Raw genomic sequence first — 19,588 nt, 5'->3', positions numbered from 1 at the left:
TGTGAATCTTGGCGTATATCTCTGTGAATCTCTGTGGAATACCTTACAGTACTAAAGGAACTTGTCTAAATTCATCTTCTTCGTTGCTCTCAATTCCAAGGGCTTTGTAAATGTATTGGAAAGTCGATAATAATTCTGGTTTTCCATTAATTAAAGCTACATCGTGCTCAAAATGTGCACTAGGTTTTCCGTCGGCAGTCAAGATTGTCCAGCCGTCTTTAAGTTGTTTGATGTTTCTAGTTCCCATGTTGATCATAGGTTCGATTGCTACAACCATTCCTTCAACAAAAAGCTTTCCGCGTCCGCGTTTTCCGTAATTTGGCATTTCTGGTTCTTCGTGCATTTTTTGCCCAACACCATGTCCAACCAATTCACGAACTACTCCATAACCGTGAGCTTCAGTATATTTTTGAATCGCATTTCCAACATCTTCTACGCGATTTCCTGCTTTAAATTCTCTAATTCCAACGTAAAGAGATTCTTTAGTAACACGTAAAAGTTTTTTAACTTCTGGCGCAACTTCTCCAATTTCGAAACTGTAAGCGTGATCTCCGTGGAAACCATTTTTAAAAGCGCCACAGTCAACCGAAATAACATCACCATTTTTAAGAGGTGTATTATTAGGAATACCGTGAACAACTTGAGCGTTTGGACTCATGCAAAGCGAATTCGGGAAATCATACAATCCAAGGAAACTTGGAACTGCACCGTGATCACGAATAAATTCTTCGGCTAATTTGTCAAGATATAATGTAGTTACTCCTTCTTTAATTTCAGAAGCAATCATTCCTAATGTTTTTGATACGATTAAAGCACTTTCGCGCATCAATTCGATTTCCTCTCTAGTTTTTTGGATAATCATATTTTTTCCATTTTTCAGTTCGCAAAAGTACAATTTTTATCTCATTTTTTATGTAATTTTTTTTTGCCACGAATTCACAAATTATCTCAAATAAAAATCTTAGAAATCGAATTTCACAAACCTCATTAATAAAGAATTTAAAGGTAAAGTTTTGATATAATTCGTGAATTCGGGGCTAATAACTCTTGAGGCTTTCAGAAAAAAGCCATAAATTAGTAGTGCAAATGTTTATAATTATGGAAATTTCAACTGATCAAGATATAGCTAAAGTAAAAGCATTAAAGAAAATGAAAGCAACAGCCTTGTCGCTTTTGGGTTTTGCAGTGCTTCTTTTTATAATTGCCATTTATTTTAAAATCCCAATACTTCAGGCTTTTAGCGAGGCGGCAATGGTTGGCGGAATTGCCGATTGGTTTGCGGTTGTGGCACTTTTTCGCCATCCTATGGGAATCCCGATTTGGCACACCGCTATTATTCCAACTAAGAAAAATGAAATAGGAGAGAACCTTGGAAATTTTGTTTCTGAAGAATTTCTGAATCGCGAAAAAATGGAGGTTAAATTGGACGAATTTAATTTTGCTGTTAAAGCTTCAGATTGGATTTCAAATGAAGAAAATGCCGATAAAATAGCAAATGTTGTTGCCGTAAATATTATTCACGGAATTTTACGAACAATAAAAGACGAAGATGTCAAAAGATTTATTCAGGTTCAATTTAAAGAAAAAATAGAGGGAATTAATTTCGGAAATTGGGTTGCTGTTGCTTTGGAACCTTTGCAAAAAGGAGAATTAAAAAATCAAATGCTGACGAACCTTCTCGAAGTAATGAGCGCTGAATTGACCAACAATAAAGATTTAATTAGGCAAAAAGTAAAAGCTTCGACTCCCCTTCTAAGTTTTGGCTTGGCAGATAAAAGCATCACAGAAGGTGTTTTTAATGGATTGCAGGATTTTTTAAATGAAGCTAAAAAGCCTGAAAGCGCTGTTCGTTTAAAAATTGACGAATACATTTTTAATTTTTTGGAGAAAGTAAAAAACTCCGAAGAAATGAGAACTAAAATCAATGATATGATTTTAGGTTTCGTTGGAAAAAAAGAAGTTCAAGATTACATCAACGGAATTTGGGACGAAATTAAATTGTCCATTACAAACGATTTGAACAAAGGCGATGATTCTTCCATAAAAAATAGCATTTCAAATTTAGTTCAAACTTTCGGAAACGGAATTAAAGAAGATTCGGTTATGATTGATAAAATCAACAGTTTCATAAAAAATGATTTGTTATCGGTTCTTTTAAATAACAAAAAAGTAATTGGAGATTTGATTTCTTCAACCGTAAAAAGTTGGGATGGAAAAGAAGTTTCAGAAAAATTAGAATTGGAAATCGGGAAAGATCTTCAATACATTCGAATCAACGGAACTTTAGTTGGTGGAGTTATTGGGCTTATTATTTATGGAGTGGAGCAGATTTATCATTATTTTATTGTTTGATAAAAAATATTTCCAAGTATAGGATTGTCAGGCTGAGCGAAGTCGAAGCCCTTTTACGTTTTATAAGCCTTCGACTTCGCTCAGGATGACAATAAGAGTATGTATAAAATAGTTCTCGCAAAGTCGCAGAGACGCAAAGTTTAATTTCTTTGTGACTTAGCGTCTTTGCGAGATTTTTTAAGTTCCGTTTAAATGAACTTATATCACTTATATGGTTTTAAATTTTCTACAATAATGAATGGCAAGTCATAGCATTTGGCTGCTGCACTCCCATTAATTCTAAAATTGTTGGAGCGATATCACCTAGCACACCGTCTTGAATGCTTTTTAATTGTTTGTCAACTAAAATAATCGGCACTGGGTTTGTTGTGTGAGCTGTATTTGGAGAACCATCAGGATTAATCATGGTTTCGCAGTTTCCGTGATCAGCAATTACAATTGTAGTGTAATCGTTAGCAAGAGCAGCGTCGATAACTTTTTTCGCGCAAGCGTCAACAGCTTCACAAGCTTTAATTGCAGCTTCCATAATTCCTGTATGCCCAACCATATCTCCGTTTGCGAAATTTAAACAAACGAAATCAACCTCGCCTTTGTTTAATTCCGGAACAAGAGCATCAGCCAATTCGTAAGCGCTCATTTCTGGTTTCAAATCGTAAGTTGCTACTTTTGGAGAATTTCTCAAGATTCTCGATTCACCTTCAAAAGGAATTTCTCTACCACCAGAAAAGAAGAATGTTACGTGAGGATATTTCTCAGTCTCCGCAATTCTGATTTGTTTTTTGCCTGCTTTTTCTAAAACCTCACCAAGTGTTTCAGTGATATTATCTTTATTGTAAACTACTTTTACGTTTTGGTACGTTTCGTCGTAGTTGGTCAATGTTACATAATATAGGTTTAGTTTGTGCATGTTTTGCTCGTGGAAATCTTGCTGAGAAAGCGCTTCAGTAAGTTCACGTCCTCTATCTGTTCTAAAGTTAAAGAAGATCACAACATCGCCTTCAACAATTGTAGCAAGAGGTTTTGCATTTTCATCAACAATAACAACTGGTTCGATAAACTCATCTGTTACGTCTCTTGCGTAGCTGTCTAAAACACTTGCAACAGCGTTCGTTGATGGAGTTCCAACGCCATTTACCACTAAATCGTAAGCTAATTTTACACGTTCCCAACGTTTGTCGCGGTCCATTGCATAATAACGCCCAATAATAGAAGCAATTTTAACTGGAGTATCTTTAATATAATCTTGTAAATCATGAATATATTTTCCTCCCGATTTAGGGTCAACGTCACGTCCGTCTGTAAAAGCGTGAATGTAAACTTGATCTAAACCATATTCTTGAGAAGCATCGATTAATCCGCGAAGGTGTGAAGTATGTGAGTGAACACCACCATCTGAAACTAATCCTAAAAAGTGTACTTTTTTATTGTTGTCTTTAGCGTAAGTAAAAGCATCAATTAAAACTTGCTCTTTTGCTAAAGTTTTGTGTTCTACAGCTAAATTTATTTTGGCTAAATCTTGGTATACAATTCTTCCAGCACCAAGATTCATGTGTCCCACTTCGCTATTTCCCATTTGTCCTTCTGGAAGACCAACATTTAATCCGTCAGTTCTAAGTTGAGCACTTGGGTAATTTTTGTATAGACTGTTTATAAAAGGAACATTTGCATTGTCTATTGCAGATACTTTAGGGTCAGGAGATTTTCCCCAACCATCTAAAATCATAAGGATAACTTTCTTGTTCATTACATTTTTGTTTTCTACAAATATAAAGCATTTCTAAAGTTTGAAACCTGAGGAATGTTACATTTATATTTAATAAAATGAACTATAAAAAAAAATATTGATTTAATTGAAGAACCCTTTATTTTTTAAAATTAATTCACGCTAAGCTCTTTTTCTGACTTTATTTTTGACAGCATTGTAGTCAATAAAGTATTTGACACTTATAGAAAAGATATGTTTTAGGGCGTCATTATTTAATAATCCTGCCACATTGTGTCTGTAATCTTTATCAATAACTCGTTCAAAATTAGCAGCATTATTTCGGTACAGGGCCGAAAGCTGACTTCCAGGCGCAAACCACCAAGAATAAGATAAATCGGCATTCCAAGAATAGAAACTTGAATTTTTGTTATCCGTATATTGTGGATACGGACTTAGATTTCCGTTTGATTCTAAAGTTAGAATATCTTTATTGTCTGCATAAGACCAATATTGGCGAACGGCCAGATTTATAGTCATCGCGCTGTTTATGGCATACTTGCCTCCTAAAGTGTTAGAGTACGTAATGACATTTCGGTTGGCAAAAATGATATCATTTGGAGTGGCTTCATTCTCGTCACCATCAACCTGATCGATGTAACCTTTGTTGTTGTTTTTTCTTAAATAACTAAAGAAATAAGTTAGTAAAAGTTTATCACTGAAACGATATCTCGGGCCAATATCAAAGCCGTATGTAATGCGTTCAGATTCATCAAATACATTCAGTGTTCCATTTAGGTCAATTGCAAATTTATGGTTGTAATTGGTTGAAATACTTCCCCAGGTTTCTATTTTTCGAGGAATTATTACATATCTGTTGGCGGCACGCGGTTCGTAATAATCATTAATTTCTATAGGATAAAAAGTGATTCCGGTTCCGTAGTAATTATTTTTTACGGTAGTTAGATTTAAGTTCGCATTTACACTATTGTCCTGCAGTTTTCCAGATTCTTTGTTGAATTCGGTATACATATTATAATTGATTCTAAATGTATTAAAACGTTTAGTTGGATTTAGAATTCTATAATTGGCATTTCCGTAAAAGTTGTAATAATTGGTATAGAAATTAATCCCAAGATCATTCGGGTCATAATCTTTTGTAACAAAATCAGAGCCTACACTGTATCTGTAATTTCCGCTGGTTTCGGCTAAACTTACAGTAGAATAAAAGCCATTTTTATCTTGAAGATCATTAATGTGGCTGTATTTTACGTTTCCAAATAAACTATAAGTATTGGCTTTTGTGTTTAAGTCCCAAGCTAGACCCGTTACGTTTGCATCTCTAGTATGTCCATTTCGAGTTACATTGGTATTAATAAAAGTAACCGATGAGTTTTTTCTAAAACGCTGATCCAAAACCAATACATTATAATTGGTGAGCGGCTCTACAATTACTTGTCTTGTTTCGCCATTTTCTGTATTTTTTATAGTAGCAAAAGTTTTTTCTGTTACAGCATTTAAAACCCCAATTCCAAGTCCGTCTTTTGTTCTTCCTGATAATTTTAAAGCGTTAACTAAATTTACTGCAGCAGGCAATTCGGTAATTTCTTCATTTTCATTTAATTTTGGGTCGATCGATGGAGTGCCGCCAATTCTTCTAGAATAGAAAATATTTCCTTTACTGAATAAATCTGTTCCTTCTGTAAAGAATGCCCTGTTTTCGTTAAACTGCTGCTCAAAAGGTCCAAGATTTAAAATCTGATCGTCATATTTTGTCTGTCCAAAATCTGGAATTAAAATAGCATCAACTGTAAAAGCATCTGTTATACCATATTTGATATCCATTCCGCCTTTAATTGTTCCGTATGTTTTTTGTCCCTCGGCAGCATTTAAATAATACGAGGCATAAGGCATAAAGAACAATCGAGTAGGAGGTTTGATGTTTTCAATTCCTTCCAAAGTTCCGGCCTGTTGTGTAAAAGTGCCAATCTTTCTGTCAACAAAATTCCAAGTATATTTATAACGGTCACGTTTAATTTCTCTAAAGAAATTGATTCCCCAGATTTGTTTGTTTTCTCCTGAAAAACGCAATGCCGAGTACGGAATTTTCATCTCAACCACCCATCCATTTTCTGCCATAGCAGCTTTACTGATCCAAACCGCATCCCAAGAATAATCTTCACCATTTGCATCAGTCATGATACAATCGCCTTGAACATCGGCAGCAGAAACGTAAAACATAAAGTCCTGTTGCCCGTCATTGAAGCCGTTTATGAAAACACCAAAAAGATCTGCCGTTCCAAAATTATCACGCTGAGAGATTTCCTTTAAAATTTTAGAAGGCTCGTCATCGTACATCATTGCACCAATATAAATGGCGTCATTATTATATAGGACTTTTACTTCTGTACGTTTTTCATGCGGAATGGCTTTTCCATTGTCTGGCTCCAGCATGATAAAGTCTGTAGCAACTGGTATATTTTCCCAAGCAGGTTCGTCTAGTTTTCCATCAATAGAAATTGTGTGCGAAGTTACTTGTGCCTGAATTGATTTTTTCTGGCCATAACTCCATACAGAGCATATTAGAAAACAGAAGAATAGGATTTTTTTCATTGGTTTTTTGATGCGAAATAAAATGCAAATGTATTTTTTATAGTAGAAATAGACTCTATTTTGTTCTACTTGTTACAGTTTTTGTTTCAAGATTTCCATTTTTGTTTCATTTTTTTTAAGAAATAGGCCAAAATGTTATGATTTTTTCTGTAAGGCAAAATCTTACAGAAAAAGCATTTTTATGTTAATAATGTTAAAGTTTAAGTAAAAAAGGCTTGAAAATCAGGCTTATATTTTGCAAGGCGTGATTTTTTTATATTTTTGCGATACCCAAATTTTTTGTTTAACCTAAAGAAATTCAATGATTTACAAAATTTATCCGCTATTTGTGTTTTTGCTATTGTCTTTTGGAAAAGATTCAAAAAGCACACCCGACCTTAAAAAAAATGCCACTGTAAAAGCGATTGCTAAAGTCGAAAAACTTACAGTAGATTCTAAAATCGAGAGCGTTTATAATTCATTAAATTCAAACAACTTTAAAATGCCCGAACTTAAAACTTTCTCGGAAGCTTTAAAAGGATTTTATTTGTTGAAAGAAAAAGGAGTGATTAAGAAAAACATCTTAACACTGATTGATTTTAGTTTGTCATCAAACTCCAAACGTTTGTGGGTGATTGATTTAACTAGCAATACTATTTTATTTAATTCTCTTGTAGCTCACGGAAGAAACACTGGTGAAGAATTTGCTTCAGCATTTTCAAATCTTAATTCTTCATTTAAAAGCAGTTTAGGATTTTATGCAACTGGCGAAATCTATCAAGGAAAACATGGTGCTTCACTTCGTTTAGATGGCTTAGAAAATGGCGTAAACGACAATGCTCGTGAAAGAGGTGTTGTAATGCACGGTGCAGACTATGTGTCTGAATCTTTCATCAGAGATCATAAAAGATTAGGCAGAAGTCAAGGCTGTCCTGCAGTTCCAGTTGAATTGACAAATGAAATTATTCAATTAATAAAAGACAAATCGTGTTTATATATCTATCATCCATCTAGAAGCTTTTCGATGGAGGAGAGGTTAATTTCTTAATTGATCATATAAATCCGAATCTAAATCATAAATATCAGCTCTGAAAATGAGCTGATTTTTTTTGCTCCATGCTGTCCAATACCATTGATATAAAGCATATTTTTTGGTAATCTTAAAACTCATTGTTGTTTTGCTTGCAATAATTGTGTCGATTCTGTCTTGAGGCCAGTTTCCGTCAACATCTAATATGTGTTGTGCAAGTTCTAATGGATTTTCAACACGCACACATCCAGAGCTCATAGAACGATTATTACGTCCAAAAACACCACGGTGATTGGTGTCATGCAGATAAACACTGTGATGGTTTGGAAACAAAATTTTCATTAATCCCAACGAATTATTAGAGCCGGGACTTTGTACATATCGGTAATTATTAGGTTTGTTTTCATTCCAAGCCATTGGAGAAACTACCTTTCCAGAAGTGTCATAAATCGTAATATTTTTATTGGCCAGGTAATTTCGGTTCCTTTTCATTGCTGGAACTACATCTTCTTTTAAGATCGTTGGCGGAACAGTCCAAGTCGGATTAAAAACAACTGTTTTTAAGAAAGAAGTAATAATAGGTGTTCTTCTTTTGCTAGTTCCTACTACAACATTCCGAACCAAAGTGGTGTCCTGATTTTCAACAACATTTAAGCTGTAATCGGGAATATTAATAATGAAATAATTTTCAGCCAATTCTGATGGATACCATCTCCAGCGCTCCAAATTGGCAATTATCTGTTTTTTTCTACTTTCTTTAGAATAGTTTAAAGCGCGGATAGTTCCTACTCCGATAACGCCGTCAGAAGCTAATCCATGTCTTTCTTGAAATCTTTTAACAGCTTCAAAAGTTTTTTGATTGTAAATTGTTGTAAGACTGTCTTTTCCTGACATGTCGTTCCAATACAAAAGCCTTTTTTTGATGTTTATTAAAGCAGGATTAGTATCGTTTAAAACGATTTTATCAGCAGCTTCAATCGGTTTTACATTATCATCTGGAAAAGTGTTTATGATTTGAAGTGCTTTTAACAGCTCTTTGTAAATTTGTGTTTTAGGCTGAATGTTTTCAACAACGCTGTCCAATTTGTTTTTATTGAATCCTTTAATTAAAACAGAATTTACATCAAATTCCTTCGCGTCCAAATCCCAATTGGTATATAATTTTTTAGGGTCTAGCTTCCCTTTATAAATATGATTGAGATATTTCTCAAAATTATAAGTCAGTAAAATGTCATAAGCGGCCAAATCTTTATCGCTAAGCGAAGCCACTTTACTTTCAAATTTTTTCAGCTGAGATATTTTGTAATCTTCTGGATCTAAGCCTAGTTCATCAGATTTTTCTAATTGAGATAAAACAAAAGCTCTCTTTTTAAGATTTCCCCATACCGTTTGATTTTCAGATGCAATGTAAAATTGTTTCAACGTTTCGCTTTTAAAAACGTTTATCGTTGCAGTATCTATTTCAACTTTTCTCTCATCAGTAAGTATAATTGCCGGCACCTTTTTTTTGACAATGGGTGCGAGTTCTGGGCGCTCTTTTTTACAACCCACAAGAATACATATTACTACTAAAGAGTAGATTTTTTTCATAATTATAATTTTTTAAACATCAAATAATGTTCGCCAACATCTTTAATATCAAACGCTTCGCCTACTGTTTGGTAGTTCATTTTTTGATAAAAGCCTACAGCGGCTGTTCTTGCATTGAACCAAATTAGATCGACTTGATTTTCATTGCAATAGGTTTCGCAATGTTTTACCAAAGCCTCTCCAAATCCCTTTTTTTGATAGGTGTCTAAAACTGCCATCCCGCGAATTTGCGCTTGATTTTGTGCGGCAAATATAGTGTTGATTTTGTCAAATAACGAAATAATTCCTATTAAATCTTCATCATCAAATAAACCAAAATGATGAGTAGACTTCAAATCATCGCCTTCAAAGACGCAACTTTCTATAGGTTTTCCTTTTCTTAAAACGGGTTGGCGAACAGCATAAGTTTCTTTTGATGTAATTTCTCTAATTGTAATCATGATTTTTTGAAAAAATATTGCATTTATAACTTTTTAATTTTAAATAAGTTATAAAAAAATGTTGATTTTTATTGATTTTTTTTGCCCAAAAGCTTGTTTTGAACTGAACTTTCTTTCTATATTTGCACAACCAATGCGAAAGTAGCTCAGTTGGTAGAGCTCCAGCCTTCCAAGCTGGTTGTCGCGAGTTCGAGCCTCGTCTTTCGCTCTAGAAAACAAACTTTTTAGTTTTGTTTTTGTGAAAATAAAATTTTTGATTTTTATTTGTTTTTAAAATTAAAATTTTTAAATTTGCACCCGGTTAATGCGAAAGTAGCTCAGTTGGTAGAGCTCCAGCCTTCCAAGCTGGTTGTCGCGAGTTCGAGCCTCGTCTTTCGCTCTTCAAAAGCCTCAAACATTGTTTGAGGCTTTTTTGTTTTTAGACTAAACGTAAATTCCAATATTTTTAAAATTCCAAATTCCAATTCTGTATTCATTATGTTGACTTAATTTTGGAATTTGGAATTTTAAAATTGGATTTTACTTTAAATCACTTAAGTCGCTTTCTGATTCTAATTCTTGCGCTTCTTGATTTTGTCTAAACAATCTCGCAGATAAAGAACCTTTCAAAGTAATTTTTTTACCTTTTACTTCAAGCCAGCTTCCTTCTCTTAAGCCTAAAACCGGAATCGAATTGAATGCATGAAATTCTTTAATTCTTGTTTCGCGAGTTTCTCCCATGTGTTTAGATTGCAAATCGGCATCCAAATAATGTGGGTTTAAGTTAAATGGAATTAATCCTAAAGTCTGAAAACTTGGAGGATAAATAATAGGCATATCATTCGTAGTCTGCATTGACAAACCGCAAATATTGCTTCCTGCGCTTGATCCTAAATACGGAGTTCCATTTTTTACAGTTTCAGAAAGTAACTGCATAATATTATTTTTATAAAGTTGGGTAACTAGTAAAAACGTGTTGCCTCCGCCTGTAAAAATTCCTTCCGCATTTTTTACAGCATCTTGTGGATTTTCAAATTCATGAATTCCTTTAACATCAATGTTGATGCTCGCAAAAGCCTCCGCAGCTTTTTGGGTGTACTCGTCATGGGAAATTCCGCCAGGACGCGCATACGGAATGAATAAGATGGTTTTACAGTTTTTAAAATGTGTTTTTAAAGTAGGTAAAATATATTCTAAGTAGTTGCCTCCGTGTAAAGTAGAGGTGCTTGCAATAATAACGCTTTTCATGATTTTTTAAACTCAAATTTTGTTTGTTAAAGATATTAAAAACTCTGTTTTTGTCTTAGTTTTTAATGTTTTAATTAACATATTTTTACGAAGTCATTAGTATTAAATTTGGAAAGACTTGAGATATTTTTACCGTTTTAAGAATATTTCTAATTTATTTTATTTTGTTTCAGAAAATTACTTGTTTTTTAATTGTTATCGCGGGGCAAGTTTGTTGGTCTCAAAGTCAAGATCGTTCTGCTTTCAATGGCAAAGTGGTCTCAAGCACTTTGGATTTGGATGGTATTTATGTGATTAATGCGCAAACAGAAGAAACAGTAACAACAAATGCGTCTGGTTCTTTTTCAATCTTGGCAAAACCAACTGATGTTCTGGTTTTTTCGTCAATAAGCTTTAAAGAAAAAAGAGTGATGCTGAAACAAGAAGATTTTTCAAATCTTAATTTTGCTGTTAATCTTACTATGATTATGTATCAATTGCAAGAGGTTGTGGTAAAACGGTATGATAATATTAATGCCGAAAGTTTGGGTATAACTCCCATGGGGCAAAAGAAATATACTGCAGCAGAACGTAAATTGCAGACGGCGACTGCGTTAAATGCTACAGCAAATGCAGGGTCAATGGCTGGAGGTTCTATTTCTGCGGATCCGTTGCTGAATTTCTTTTCAGGAAGAACGGCTATGCTTAAGAAAGAAGTTGCGGTTGAGAAAAAGGAATTTTTTATGAGACTTCTGGAAAATATGTTTAGTCTGGATCATTTTGTTGACCGATTAAAAATTCCGGCAGATTATGTAAAGGGGTTTGAATATTATGCGATAGAAAATGATAAGTTTACGGTGATATTGAATTCGAAAAATAAAACTTCTACAGAATTTCTTTTAGGAGAATTGGCTGTAAAATATAAAGAAATGATTGCTGGTGAGGGTAAATAAGATTATATCGATTATTGTTTTTCTTTTTTTTGTTCAGATTGGTTTTGGGCAAAAAACAGATTTGAAGTTATTGGTGGGAAGAGTACAAGAGCAATCGACTTCGCTTGAAGGGGTTAATATTATAAATAATGCCACACAGGCCGCTACGGTTTCGGATTCTGATGGTAATTTTTCGATTGGAGTGCATGAAGGAGACGTTTTGGTTTTTTCTGCTGTAAACTTAGAGCCTGTTAAACGAAGAATATCGGCAGAAGATTTGACTGTCAGTTCTTTAGTTGTAAAAATGACGGCTAAGGAAGTGGAGTTAAAAGAAGTAATTGTCAATGAAAACGCGAATATAACGGCTGAGAATTTAGGAATTATTCCGTACGGACAAAAAAAATATACGCCTGCAGAACGAAAACTTTATACGGCAAATTCGACTTCTGTAGATAAGTTGTTAAATGCGATTTCGGGACGAACTTCGATGCTGAAAAAAGAGGTGAATGTAGAGAAAAAAGAAGCGCTTTTTAGAAAATTGGAATACCTTTTTGAGGAGAATTATTATACAGATAGATTGAAAATTCCAGTAGATGATATTAAAGGATTTCAATTATTTTGTGTGGATGATGCTGATTTTGCTGTATCTTTGAATATCAAAAACAAAACAATGAGTATGTTTTTAATCACAGATCTAGCAAGAAAATATCTAACAATTCTCGAAAATGAAAAATAAATTAGGAGTACTCGTTGTATGCTTATTTTGTCAAATTGCATTAGGGCAAAACGGTTTCAGGAAACCATTACACGGTCAGGTTATAAATGATTTTTTAGCCATAGAAAGTGGTTATGTAATGAATATTAATGCCAATGTTAGGACATTTATTGGTTCTGGCGGTTTGTTTGATATTGTTGCACAGCCAAAAGATACTTTATTATTCTCAGGCCTTACATTTCAGTCAAAAAAAATAGTTTTAACCGAAAAAGATTGTGCTGAGATCCTTTTAAAAGTAAAATTAGATTTAGTTAATAATCAGCTTAAAGAAGTTGTTGTTCATAAAGAATTAAAAGTAAAAGCGTTACAAGGCGGTTCGCAGAAATATGTAGATATGCAGTTTGAAGACGATCAGCAGTCTACTGCAAAAAACAATGCAATGCTTTCTGATCAGACTATAAAGTATGGAACTGACTTTGTGCGAATCTTTAAAGATGTCAAAAAACTTTTGAGTAAAAAAGACGAAGTAAGAGAGGAAGAAGTTACCGATATTGCTTTTGTAGAATACGCTAAAGATAATTTTACAAAAGATTTTTATTCTAAAACGCTTAATTTGAAAGATGATGAAGTAGAGCTTTTTTTAATGTATTGCTCAAACGATCCGCATTCTAAAGACTTGGTAAATCCAGATCAGAAGTTTCAGTTAATGGATTTTATGATTAATAAGAATAAAGAATTTAAGAAAGCTGAGGCTACTCAAAAATGAAAAAAAAGTTAGTTTTCCCTTTGCTGGGAGTTTTGTTTGTATTGTCTTCGGCATTTGCTTTTCATAAATTTTATGTTGGTGTTTTTCAGGTAAATTATGCGGCAGAAAAGAAAATGCTGCAAATTACTTCCCGCATTTTTATTGATGATTTAAATAATGCAATGGAGAAAAAGTATCACAAAAAAACATTTGTTGGTACAAGCAAAGAAACTCCGGCAGATGTTGAATTATTAAAAAAATATTTATCAGAACACTTTCTGATTAAAGTAAATGGGCAATCAAAAACAATAACTTTTTTGTCTAAAGAAGTTGAAGCCGATGATGTTTTGGTGTGTTATTCCAGGATAAAAGACATTGATAAATTCAAAACACTTGAAATTTCGAATACTATTTTGGTAGATTGGAATTCAGAGCAGCAAAACATTACACATATTTCAGCATTTGATACAAAAAGAAGTGTGCTTTTTACAGAATCTTCAAGGAAAGAATTGTTAAAATATTAAGGTATTACTAAAATTAATGTTTTAATTACTATTTTCACAGCCTAAAGAAATTACCATTAAAATTTTATGAAAAAACTTTCATTATTATTACTTTTTCCTGCAATGTTAGTAGCGCAGGATAAAGCAACAACCACACCAGCCAAACAACAGGGAAAGTACGATACGAACAAGTTTAGCCAAATGTACGATTTGCTGGCAACGCCAAATATGTTTCGTACGGCTTCTGGGGCTCCAGGACCTGCTTATTACCAACAGCAAGCAGATTACAAAATTGATGTTGAATTGGATGATAAAAATTCAAAATTAAGCGGATCTGAAACTATTACCTACACTAATAATTCACCAGATAGTCTGGAATATTTATGGGTGCAGTTAGATCAAAATCAAGCAAAAGCAAATACGCAAACCTCATTGGCAGAAAGTGACAAAATAAGTCAAGTTCTTCCATTGGATGGTTTTTCTTCTAAATATTTGAAAAAAGATTTAGAGCGCGGTTTTAATATTGAACAAGTTAAAGATGCTAAAGGAAGTGCATTGTCTTATACGATCAACGAAACCATGATGCGTATTAATTTGACTTCACCATTAAAACCAGGAGAAAAGATTTCTTTCTCAATAAAATGGTGGTACAACATCAATAACTACAGAAAAGAAGGCGGTCGTTCAGGATACGAATTATTCGAGAAAGACGGAAATAAATTATATGTAATCGCACAATTCTATCCAAGAATGGCAGTTTACAACGATGTTGAAGGGTGGCAGAACATGCAGTTCTGGGGAAGCGGAGAGTTTGCTCTTCCTTTCGGAAACTTTGATGTAAATATTACAGTTCCTGCAGATCACGTGATCGATGCAACTGGTGAATTAATGAATAGAAGCGAAGTCTTTACTGCTGAACAAGTTAAACGATACGAGCAAGCTCAAAAATCATTTGACAAACCTGTTGTTATTGTAACGCAGGCAGAAGCAGAAGCAGCTGAAAAAGGTTTTTCTGAAAAGAAAAAAACTTGGAAATTCAGTGCAAAAAATGTTCGTGATTTCGGAATTGCTTCTTCAAGAAAATTCATTTACGATGCAATGGCTGTGAAAATTGGAAACAGAACTGTTATGGCAGAATCTGTTTATCCAAAAGAAGCAAACCCATTGTGGGGAGAAACTTCTACAATGGTTGTAGCACATACTTTAAAAAGCTATTCTTCTCATACTTTTGATTATCCTTATCCAAAAGCAGTTTCTGTTTCGGCAGAAGATCAAGGAATGGAATATCCAATGATTTGCTGGAATTATGGTCGTCCAGATGAAAATGGAGTGACAAGTAGAGAAGTTAAAAACGGAATGATTGGTGTTATTATTCATGAAGTTGGACACACTTTCTTCCCAATGATTGTAAACTCAGATGAGCGCCAATGGACTTGGATGGATGAAGGTTTGAATTCATTTTTAGAATATCTGGCAGAGCAGGAATTAGATCCAAATTTCCCTTCAAGAAGAGGACCAGCAAAAAATATTGTTCCTTACATGAGCGGTGACCAAAAGTTCTTAGAGCCAATTATGTCAAACTCTGAGACGATTCACCAATTTGGAAATAACGCTTACGGAAAACCAGCTACAGGTCTTAATATTTTGAGAGAAGTAGTTATGGGAAGAGAATTATTTGATCACGCATTCAGAACGTATGCAAACAGATGGAAGTTTAAGCACCCAACACCAGAAGATTTCTTTAGAACAATGGAAGATGCTTCGGCAGTAGATTTGGATTGGTTCTGGAGAGGATGGTTTTACTCAACAGATTTCGTAGATATCGGAATTAAAGACGTAAAACAATATTACGTTTCAGATACTCCAACTACAGACATTAAAGATGTAAAAGTTAGAAAAGGACGTTTTGGTTTTGAAAAAGGACCTTTTGTTTACTTAGTTTCTGGAGATAATGCAGAAGTAAACGATTCTAAGAAAAAAGCTTTAAAAGTGCAAGATTTCAAGTCTTTGGCAGATTACGTAGATCAGACTTTTACGGCTGAAGAAAAAGCTTCTATTAAATCTCCTAAATACTTCTACGAAGTAGAATTTAATAAGCCAGGCGGAATGATTATGCCTATCTTAGTTGAGATTACTTATGAAGATGGTTCTAAAGATAATTACAAATATCCAGCACAAATCTGGAGAAAAAGTAACGAGACAGCTAAAAAAGTATATGCTACTACAAAAGCAATTAAGAGCATTCAAATTGATCCACAATTGCTAACAGCAGATATTGATGTGACCAATAACTCTTGGCCAAAAGTAGAAACTAAGTCAAAATTTGACTAAATAAAATAGAAATTAATAAAATGCTCATCAGGTTTATAAAAGCTTGATGAGCTTTTTTATTTTAACTAAATGTATTTTCAAGGACTTTTTAAGTTAATTTTAAAACTCTAAGCTGCAAAATTTAATATCTTTGCGACAACAAAAATAAAAGTTATGTTTGGTATAGGAGGAGGAGAATTAGTTTTCATACTGTTTATAGTGCTAATGCTTTTTGGTTCTGATAAAGTGCCTGAAATTGCGCGTACAATGGGGAAGGCTATGGCTCAGTTAAAAAATGCAACTAATGATATTAAAAGTGAAATTCAAAAAGGAGCAGAGGCTAATGGTCTTGATGCGAAATCTTTGAATGATATTACTGGAAATATCAACGCAGAAATTGATAATGCAAAATCTAATTTGCTTGGAGATACTGGAAACCTTTTAGGAGACACTACAGCTGAAATCGAAAAAGTAAAAGAAGATATTGATACTCTTTCTGGACCTATTAAACGCCAAATGTAATGCTTGAAAAAATACAGGAATTAGATAAAGATCTTTTAATCTATCTTAACGGATTAGGTTCTGAAACATACGACAAATTATGGCTTATTATTACCAATCAATTGTATTGGACGCCATTTTTTCTATTACTATTCTATCTTATTTATAAAAAAATAGGAGGAAAACAAACCCTGTATTTGTTGCTTTTTATAGCTGTTCTAATTGCTTTTACAGATCAGACCTGCAATTTATTCAAACACACTTTTCAACGTTTGAGACCATGCAATGATCCAGAAGTAAATACAATTATTAGAGTTGTTCAGGTTAGAAAATCATATAGCTTTTTCTCTGGACATGCTGCCAATACTATGGCGGTTGCAACTTTCTTATTTTTGATTTTAAAACGCTATTTCAAATATTTCGGATTCATATTTTTTTGGCCTTTAGTTTTTGCTTACAGCCGAATTTATTTAGGATTGCATTTTCCAGGTGATATCCTTACCGGATATTTCTTTGGTGCACTTTTCGGATTTTTACTTTATTTAGTTTATAGAAAATTAAAACCACAGTATTTTCCAGGATAGTTCTTTTTAAAGGTGCTAAGGTTCTGAGATACTAAGATTTTAAGGTTTTAAAGATATATATTAAATTGCCTCCAGCTTTAGCTGGAGGTTTTTTTATATGCAAATAAAAGGCTTTAGCCAAATATTATGAAGTATTTGGCTAAAGCCTTAGGTAGTTAAATTATATATCTCCAGCGAAAGCAGGAGACAAGTGAGTAGTGTAAAACTTAGAATCTCAGAATCTTAGCAACTTAGAATCTTAGTGTCTCAGAACCTTAGTTAATGATTGTTTTTTCGCTCCATTCCAAACCATTTGGAAGTTGCTGTTTGCTAAATTCAATATGAATGACTCTTCTGCGTTCGTTGTTTGTGGTTTTGTTTGATGCGTGAAATAATAAAGGTTTCATAATCATAATCCCCCCTTTTTCGACTTCACAAATTGTTTCTTTTTCAGTTTTAAAATCTAGATTCTCAATTCTCAAAATTCCTTTTGAATGAGAGTTATTAATCACTTTTAAAGCACCATTCTCTTTAGTGGTTTTGTCAATATGAATTCTGATTGTAAAATTATTTTCTAATATTTCTGTAGGTGGCTGAACCGCAAATTGATTTTGTTTTACAGTCCAGTTTTCAAAATTTTCCACTTCAATTTTTTGGTCAACAGAAATCGTTAAATCCTGATGATAAGCCACAAACCAATTCGATTTTTCCGGTTTATCAAAGTATATAGATTTTGTTATAAAAAAGCCTTCGCCAAAAGTAGATTCGATAATATCCTGCAGTTTTTCATTAAAAATGAAGGGAAGCGTTTCAGGTATTTCTTTATGAAATTGTCTAATCGCAAATAAATCTTGAGACTTTCTAAAAGTCGTATTTTCTTGATTATCTGCAGTTTTGTTTTCAATCAGTGAAATTAGATTCTGAATTTCATTTTCTGTAAAAACATTATTTATGATTGAAAAACCTTCAGCGCTTATTTCTGTGTTATAATTCATCTTTAATAGTTGTTGAATTGCCTCCAGCCTTAGCTAGGGGAAGTTTTCATATTAAATTATGTTCCTCCAGTTCTAGAGGAAACTCAATACTATATTCATTCAGTATAAAAACTGAGAGGCTCAGGATCTTAGAGCCTTAGCATCTTTAAAAAAAACTTAGAATCTCAGCATCTCAGAACCTTAGCATCTTAAAAATCACAATACTCTCGAAACCGTCAACCCATCACGAATTGGCAATAAAACCGTTTCTACTCTCGGATCGTCTTTTAAAAGCTGATTGTATTCTAAAAGTACTTTTGTGCTTACATCATTTGGGTGGACTGGCTCTAGGATTTTTCCGCTCCACAAAACATTATCAGATAAAATGATACCACCCTTATTCATTTTTGGAACAATCATTTCCCAGTAGTTCAAGTAGTTTTCTTTATCAGCATCAATAAAAACCAAATCAAATTTTAAGTCTAAATCTGGAATAATGTTTACTGCCTCTCCTAAATGCTGAAAAATCTGTTCTCCCCAAGGAGACATGTCAAAATATTTTCGCTGAAAATCGATTAATTCTTCTTTGATATCAATAGTGTGTAATTGACCATTTTCCTGCATTCCTTCGCATAAGCACAAAGCAGCATAGCCTGTATAAGTTCCGATTTCCAAAATATTAACCGGACGAATCAATTTTGACAACATGCTTAAAACACGTCCTTGAAAATGACCGCTGAGCATTCTAGGCAAAAGTATTTTCTGATACGTTTCTTTATTAAGTTTAGCTAACAATTCTGGTTCATTTTCAGAATGCTGTTCGATATAATCTTCTAATTCTTGTGATATAAAATGCATGGTGTAGTATCTTGTAATTTGAAGGCAAAAATACAAAAATATCTGCTTGCGATTGGGCATAAAAAAACCATTCGTTTTGCGAATGGTTTATTTTAAGGTTTAAAAAGGTTTTATTTTTTCAAAGCTTCGTTTACGTCTTTGGCTGTTTTTACAGTTCCGTCTTTGGCTGCTTTAGCCGCATTTTCAACTTTTTCAGCTCCTTTTTTAGTAGCATCTTTTACATCAGTTGCGGTTTTTTTAGCTGCATTTTCAACATCGTTTGCCGCTTTTTTAGTAGCGTCTTTTACATCTTGAGCAGCAGTTTCTGTAGCATCTTTTGCTTTAGCAGCAGCGCCTTCGGCTTTGCTTACCGCACTGTCTTTTACTTCTTCGATATCTGTTGTAAGAGAATCAACTTTGTTGCCTAGCGTTAATTCATCTTCGGCAGGTTTGTTTTCTTTTTTTTCACATGACTGAACAGCAAATGCTAATAAGGCAATAACAGCTAAACTTAAAATTTGTTTTTTCATAATTACATTTTTTTAGGTTGATAAAACTTAAAGGTTAAATGGCTGAAAATAAAATTACAAATTTTA

The 19,588-nt window shown here is 33.5% G+C and carries 18 protein-coding genes and 2 tRNA genes; 11 read left to right on the top strand and 9 right to left on the bottom strand.

All coding sequences use genetic code 11. The annotated features are described in order from the left end of the window. Positions 1-43 precede the first annotated feature (43 nt). Positions 44-862, bottom strand: a complete 819-nt coding sequence (gene map, locus NCC77_RS01345; RefSeq protein WP_250834039.1) for a type I methionyl aminopeptidase — start codon at positions 860-862, stop codon at positions 44-46. A gap of 236 nt (positions 863-1,098) precedes the next feature. Between map and NCC77_RS01340 the strand changes: the two genes are divergently transcribed. Beyond that, positions 1,099-2,352: a DUF445 domain-containing protein gene (locus NCC77_RS01340; protein ID WP_250834038.1), complete on the top strand. Its 1,254-nt coding sequence runs from the start codon at positions 1,099-1,101 to the stop codon at positions 2,350-2,352. A gap of 226 nt (positions 2,353-2,578) precedes the next feature. Here NCC77_RS01340 and gpmI read toward each other — a convergent pair whose 3' ends face one another. Beyond that, positions 2,579-4,096: a 2,3-bisphosphoglycerate-independent phosphoglycerate mutase gene (gpmI, locus tag NCC77_RS01335; protein WP_250834037.1), complete on the bottom strand. Its 1,518-nt coding sequence runs from the start codon at positions 4,094-4,096 to the stop codon at positions 2,579-2,581. A 141-nt stretch (positions 4,097-4,237) separates the two neighbouring features. After that, complete coding sequence (locus NCC77_RS01330; RefSeq protein WP_250834036.1) at positions 4,238-6,667, bottom strand: DUF5916 domain-containing protein; 2,430 nt, start codon at positions 6,665-6,667, stop codon at positions 4,238-4,240. A 301-nt stretch (positions 6,668-6,968) separates the two neighbouring features. Between NCC77_RS01330 and NCC77_RS01325 the strand changes: the two genes are divergently transcribed. Then, positions 6,969-7,694 carry a murein L,D-transpeptidase catalytic domain family protein gene (locus tag NCC77_RS01325; RefSeq protein WP_250834035.1) on the top strand — a complete coding sequence of 242 codons (726 nt, stop codon included), beginning with the start codon at positions 6,969-6,971 and terminating at the stop codon, positions 7,692-7,694. On the opposite strand, the gene NCC77_RS01320 is transcribed toward NCC77_RS01325, so the two are convergent. Further along, the gene (locus tag NCC77_RS01320) at positions 7,683-9,266 is read right to left on the bottom strand and encodes a L,D-transpeptidase family protein (RefSeq protein WP_250834034.1); all 1,584 of its coding nucleotides are present in this window, start codon (positions 9,264-9,266) and stop codon (positions 7,683-7,685) included. The two genes, NCC77_RS01325 and NCC77_RS01320, sit on opposite strands and share 12 nt — an antisense overlap. Before the next feature lie 2 nt (positions 9,267-9,268). Beyond that, entirely contained in the window at positions 9,269-9,706 is a 438-nt protein-coding gene (locus NCC77_RS01315) for a GNAT family N-acetyltransferase (RefSeq protein ID WP_250834033.1), read from the bottom strand. Positions 9,707-9,841: 135 nt separating this feature from the next. On the opposite strand from NCC77_RS01315, the gene NCC77_RS01310 reads away from it, so the two are divergent. Then, positions 9,842-9,914 (top strand) — tRNA-Gly (locus NCC77_RS01310). 98 nt (positions 9,915-10,012) lie between these two features. Continuing rightward, positions 10,013-10,085 (top strand) — tRNA-Gly (locus tag NCC77_RS01305). A gap of 140 nt (positions 10,086-10,225) precedes the next feature. Here NCC77_RS01305 and pepE read toward each other — a convergent pair. Further along, complete coding sequence (gene pepE, locus NCC77_RS01300; protein WP_250834032.1) at positions 10,226-10,933, bottom strand: dipeptidase PepE; 708 nt, start codon at positions 10,931-10,933, stop codon at positions 10,226-10,228. Positions 10,934-11,097: 164 nt separating this feature from the next. Between pepE and NCC77_RS01295 the strand changes: the two genes are divergently transcribed. From NCC77_RS01295 to NCC77_RS01265, 7 genes are all read left to right on the top strand, one after another. Then, positions 11,098-11,865, top strand: a complete 768-nt coding sequence (locus tag NCC77_RS01295) for a carboxypeptidase-like regulatory domain-containing protein (protein ID WP_250834031.1) — start codon at positions 11,098-11,100, stop codon at positions 11,863-11,865. Between the two features lie 61 nt (positions 11,866-11,926). Next, positions 11,927-12,580, top strand: a complete 654-nt coding sequence (locus NCC77_RS01290; protein WP_349306031.1) for a carboxypeptidase-like regulatory domain-containing protein — start codon at positions 11,927-11,929, stop codon at positions 12,578-12,580. After that, on the top strand, positions 12,570-13,325 hold the full coding sequence (gene bamP / locus NCC77_RS01285; RefSeq protein ID WP_250834029.1) for a BamP family beta-barrel-assembly machinery protein: 756 nt from the start codon (positions 12,570-12,572) through the stop codon (positions 13,323-13,325). Before NCC77_RS01290 ends, bamP begins: the two co-directional genes overlap by 11 nt. After that, a complete protein-coding gene (locus NCC77_RS01280; RefSeq protein WP_250834028.1) occupies positions 13,322-13,828 on the top strand; it encodes a DUF6702 family protein in 507 nt (168 codons plus the stop codon). Before bamP ends, NCC77_RS01280 begins: the two co-directional genes overlap by 4 nt. Before the next feature lie 66 nt (positions 13,829-13,894). Beyond that, positions 13,895-16,138 carry a M1 family metallopeptidase gene (locus NCC77_RS01275; RefSeq protein WP_250834027.1) on the top strand — a complete coding sequence of 748 codons (2,244 nt, stop codon included), beginning with the start codon at positions 13,895-13,897 and terminating at the stop codon, positions 16,136-16,138. 153 nt (positions 16,139-16,291) lie between these two features. Beyond that, on the top strand, positions 16,292-16,639 hold the full coding sequence (locus tag NCC77_RS01270; protein ID WP_095928562.1) for a Sec-independent protein translocase subunit TatA/TatB: 348 nt from the start codon (positions 16,292-16,294) through the stop codon (positions 16,637-16,639). Next, entirely contained in the window at positions 16,639-17,202 is a 564-nt protein-coding gene (locus NCC77_RS01265) for a phosphatase PAP2 family protein (RefSeq protein ID WP_250834026.1), read from the top strand. The genes NCC77_RS01270 and NCC77_RS01265 overlap by 1 nt, the downstream gene beginning before the upstream one ends. 254 nt (positions 17,203-17,456) lie before the next feature. Here NCC77_RS01265 and NCC77_RS01260 read toward each other — a convergent pair whose 3' ends face one another. From NCC77_RS01260 to NCC77_RS01250, 3 genes are all read right to left on the bottom strand, one after another. Continuing rightward, on the bottom strand, positions 17,457-18,176 hold the full coding sequence (locus tag NCC77_RS01260) for a phytanoyl-CoA dioxygenase family protein (protein ID WP_250834025.1): 720 nt from the start codon (positions 18,174-18,176) through the stop codon (positions 17,457-17,459). 195 nt (positions 18,177-18,371) lie between these two features. Then, positions 18,372-19,013 carry an O-methyltransferase gene (locus NCC77_RS01255; protein WP_095928565.1) on the bottom strand — a complete coding sequence of 214 codons (642 nt, stop codon included), beginning with the start codon at positions 19,011-19,013 and terminating at the stop codon, positions 18,372-18,374. Positions 19,014-19,123: 110 nt separating this feature from the next. Beyond that, on the bottom strand, positions 19,124-19,522 hold the full coding sequence (locus tag NCC77_RS01250) for a hypothetical protein (protein WP_250834024.1): 399 nt from the start codon (positions 19,520-19,522) through the stop codon (positions 19,124-19,126). Positions 19,523-19,588 lie beyond the last annotated feature (66 nt).

It is taken from the genome of Flavobacterium tyrosinilyticum, assembly GCF_023656565.1.
In the GTDB taxonomy this organism is placed as follows: domain Bacteria; phylum Bacteroidota; class Bacteroidia; order Flavobacteriales; family Flavobacteriaceae; genus Flavobacterium; species Flavobacterium tyrosinilyticum.
The sequence above is the reverse complement of the archived record's forward strand: the minus strand, read 5'-3'. Positions and strand labels throughout refer to the sequence as shown.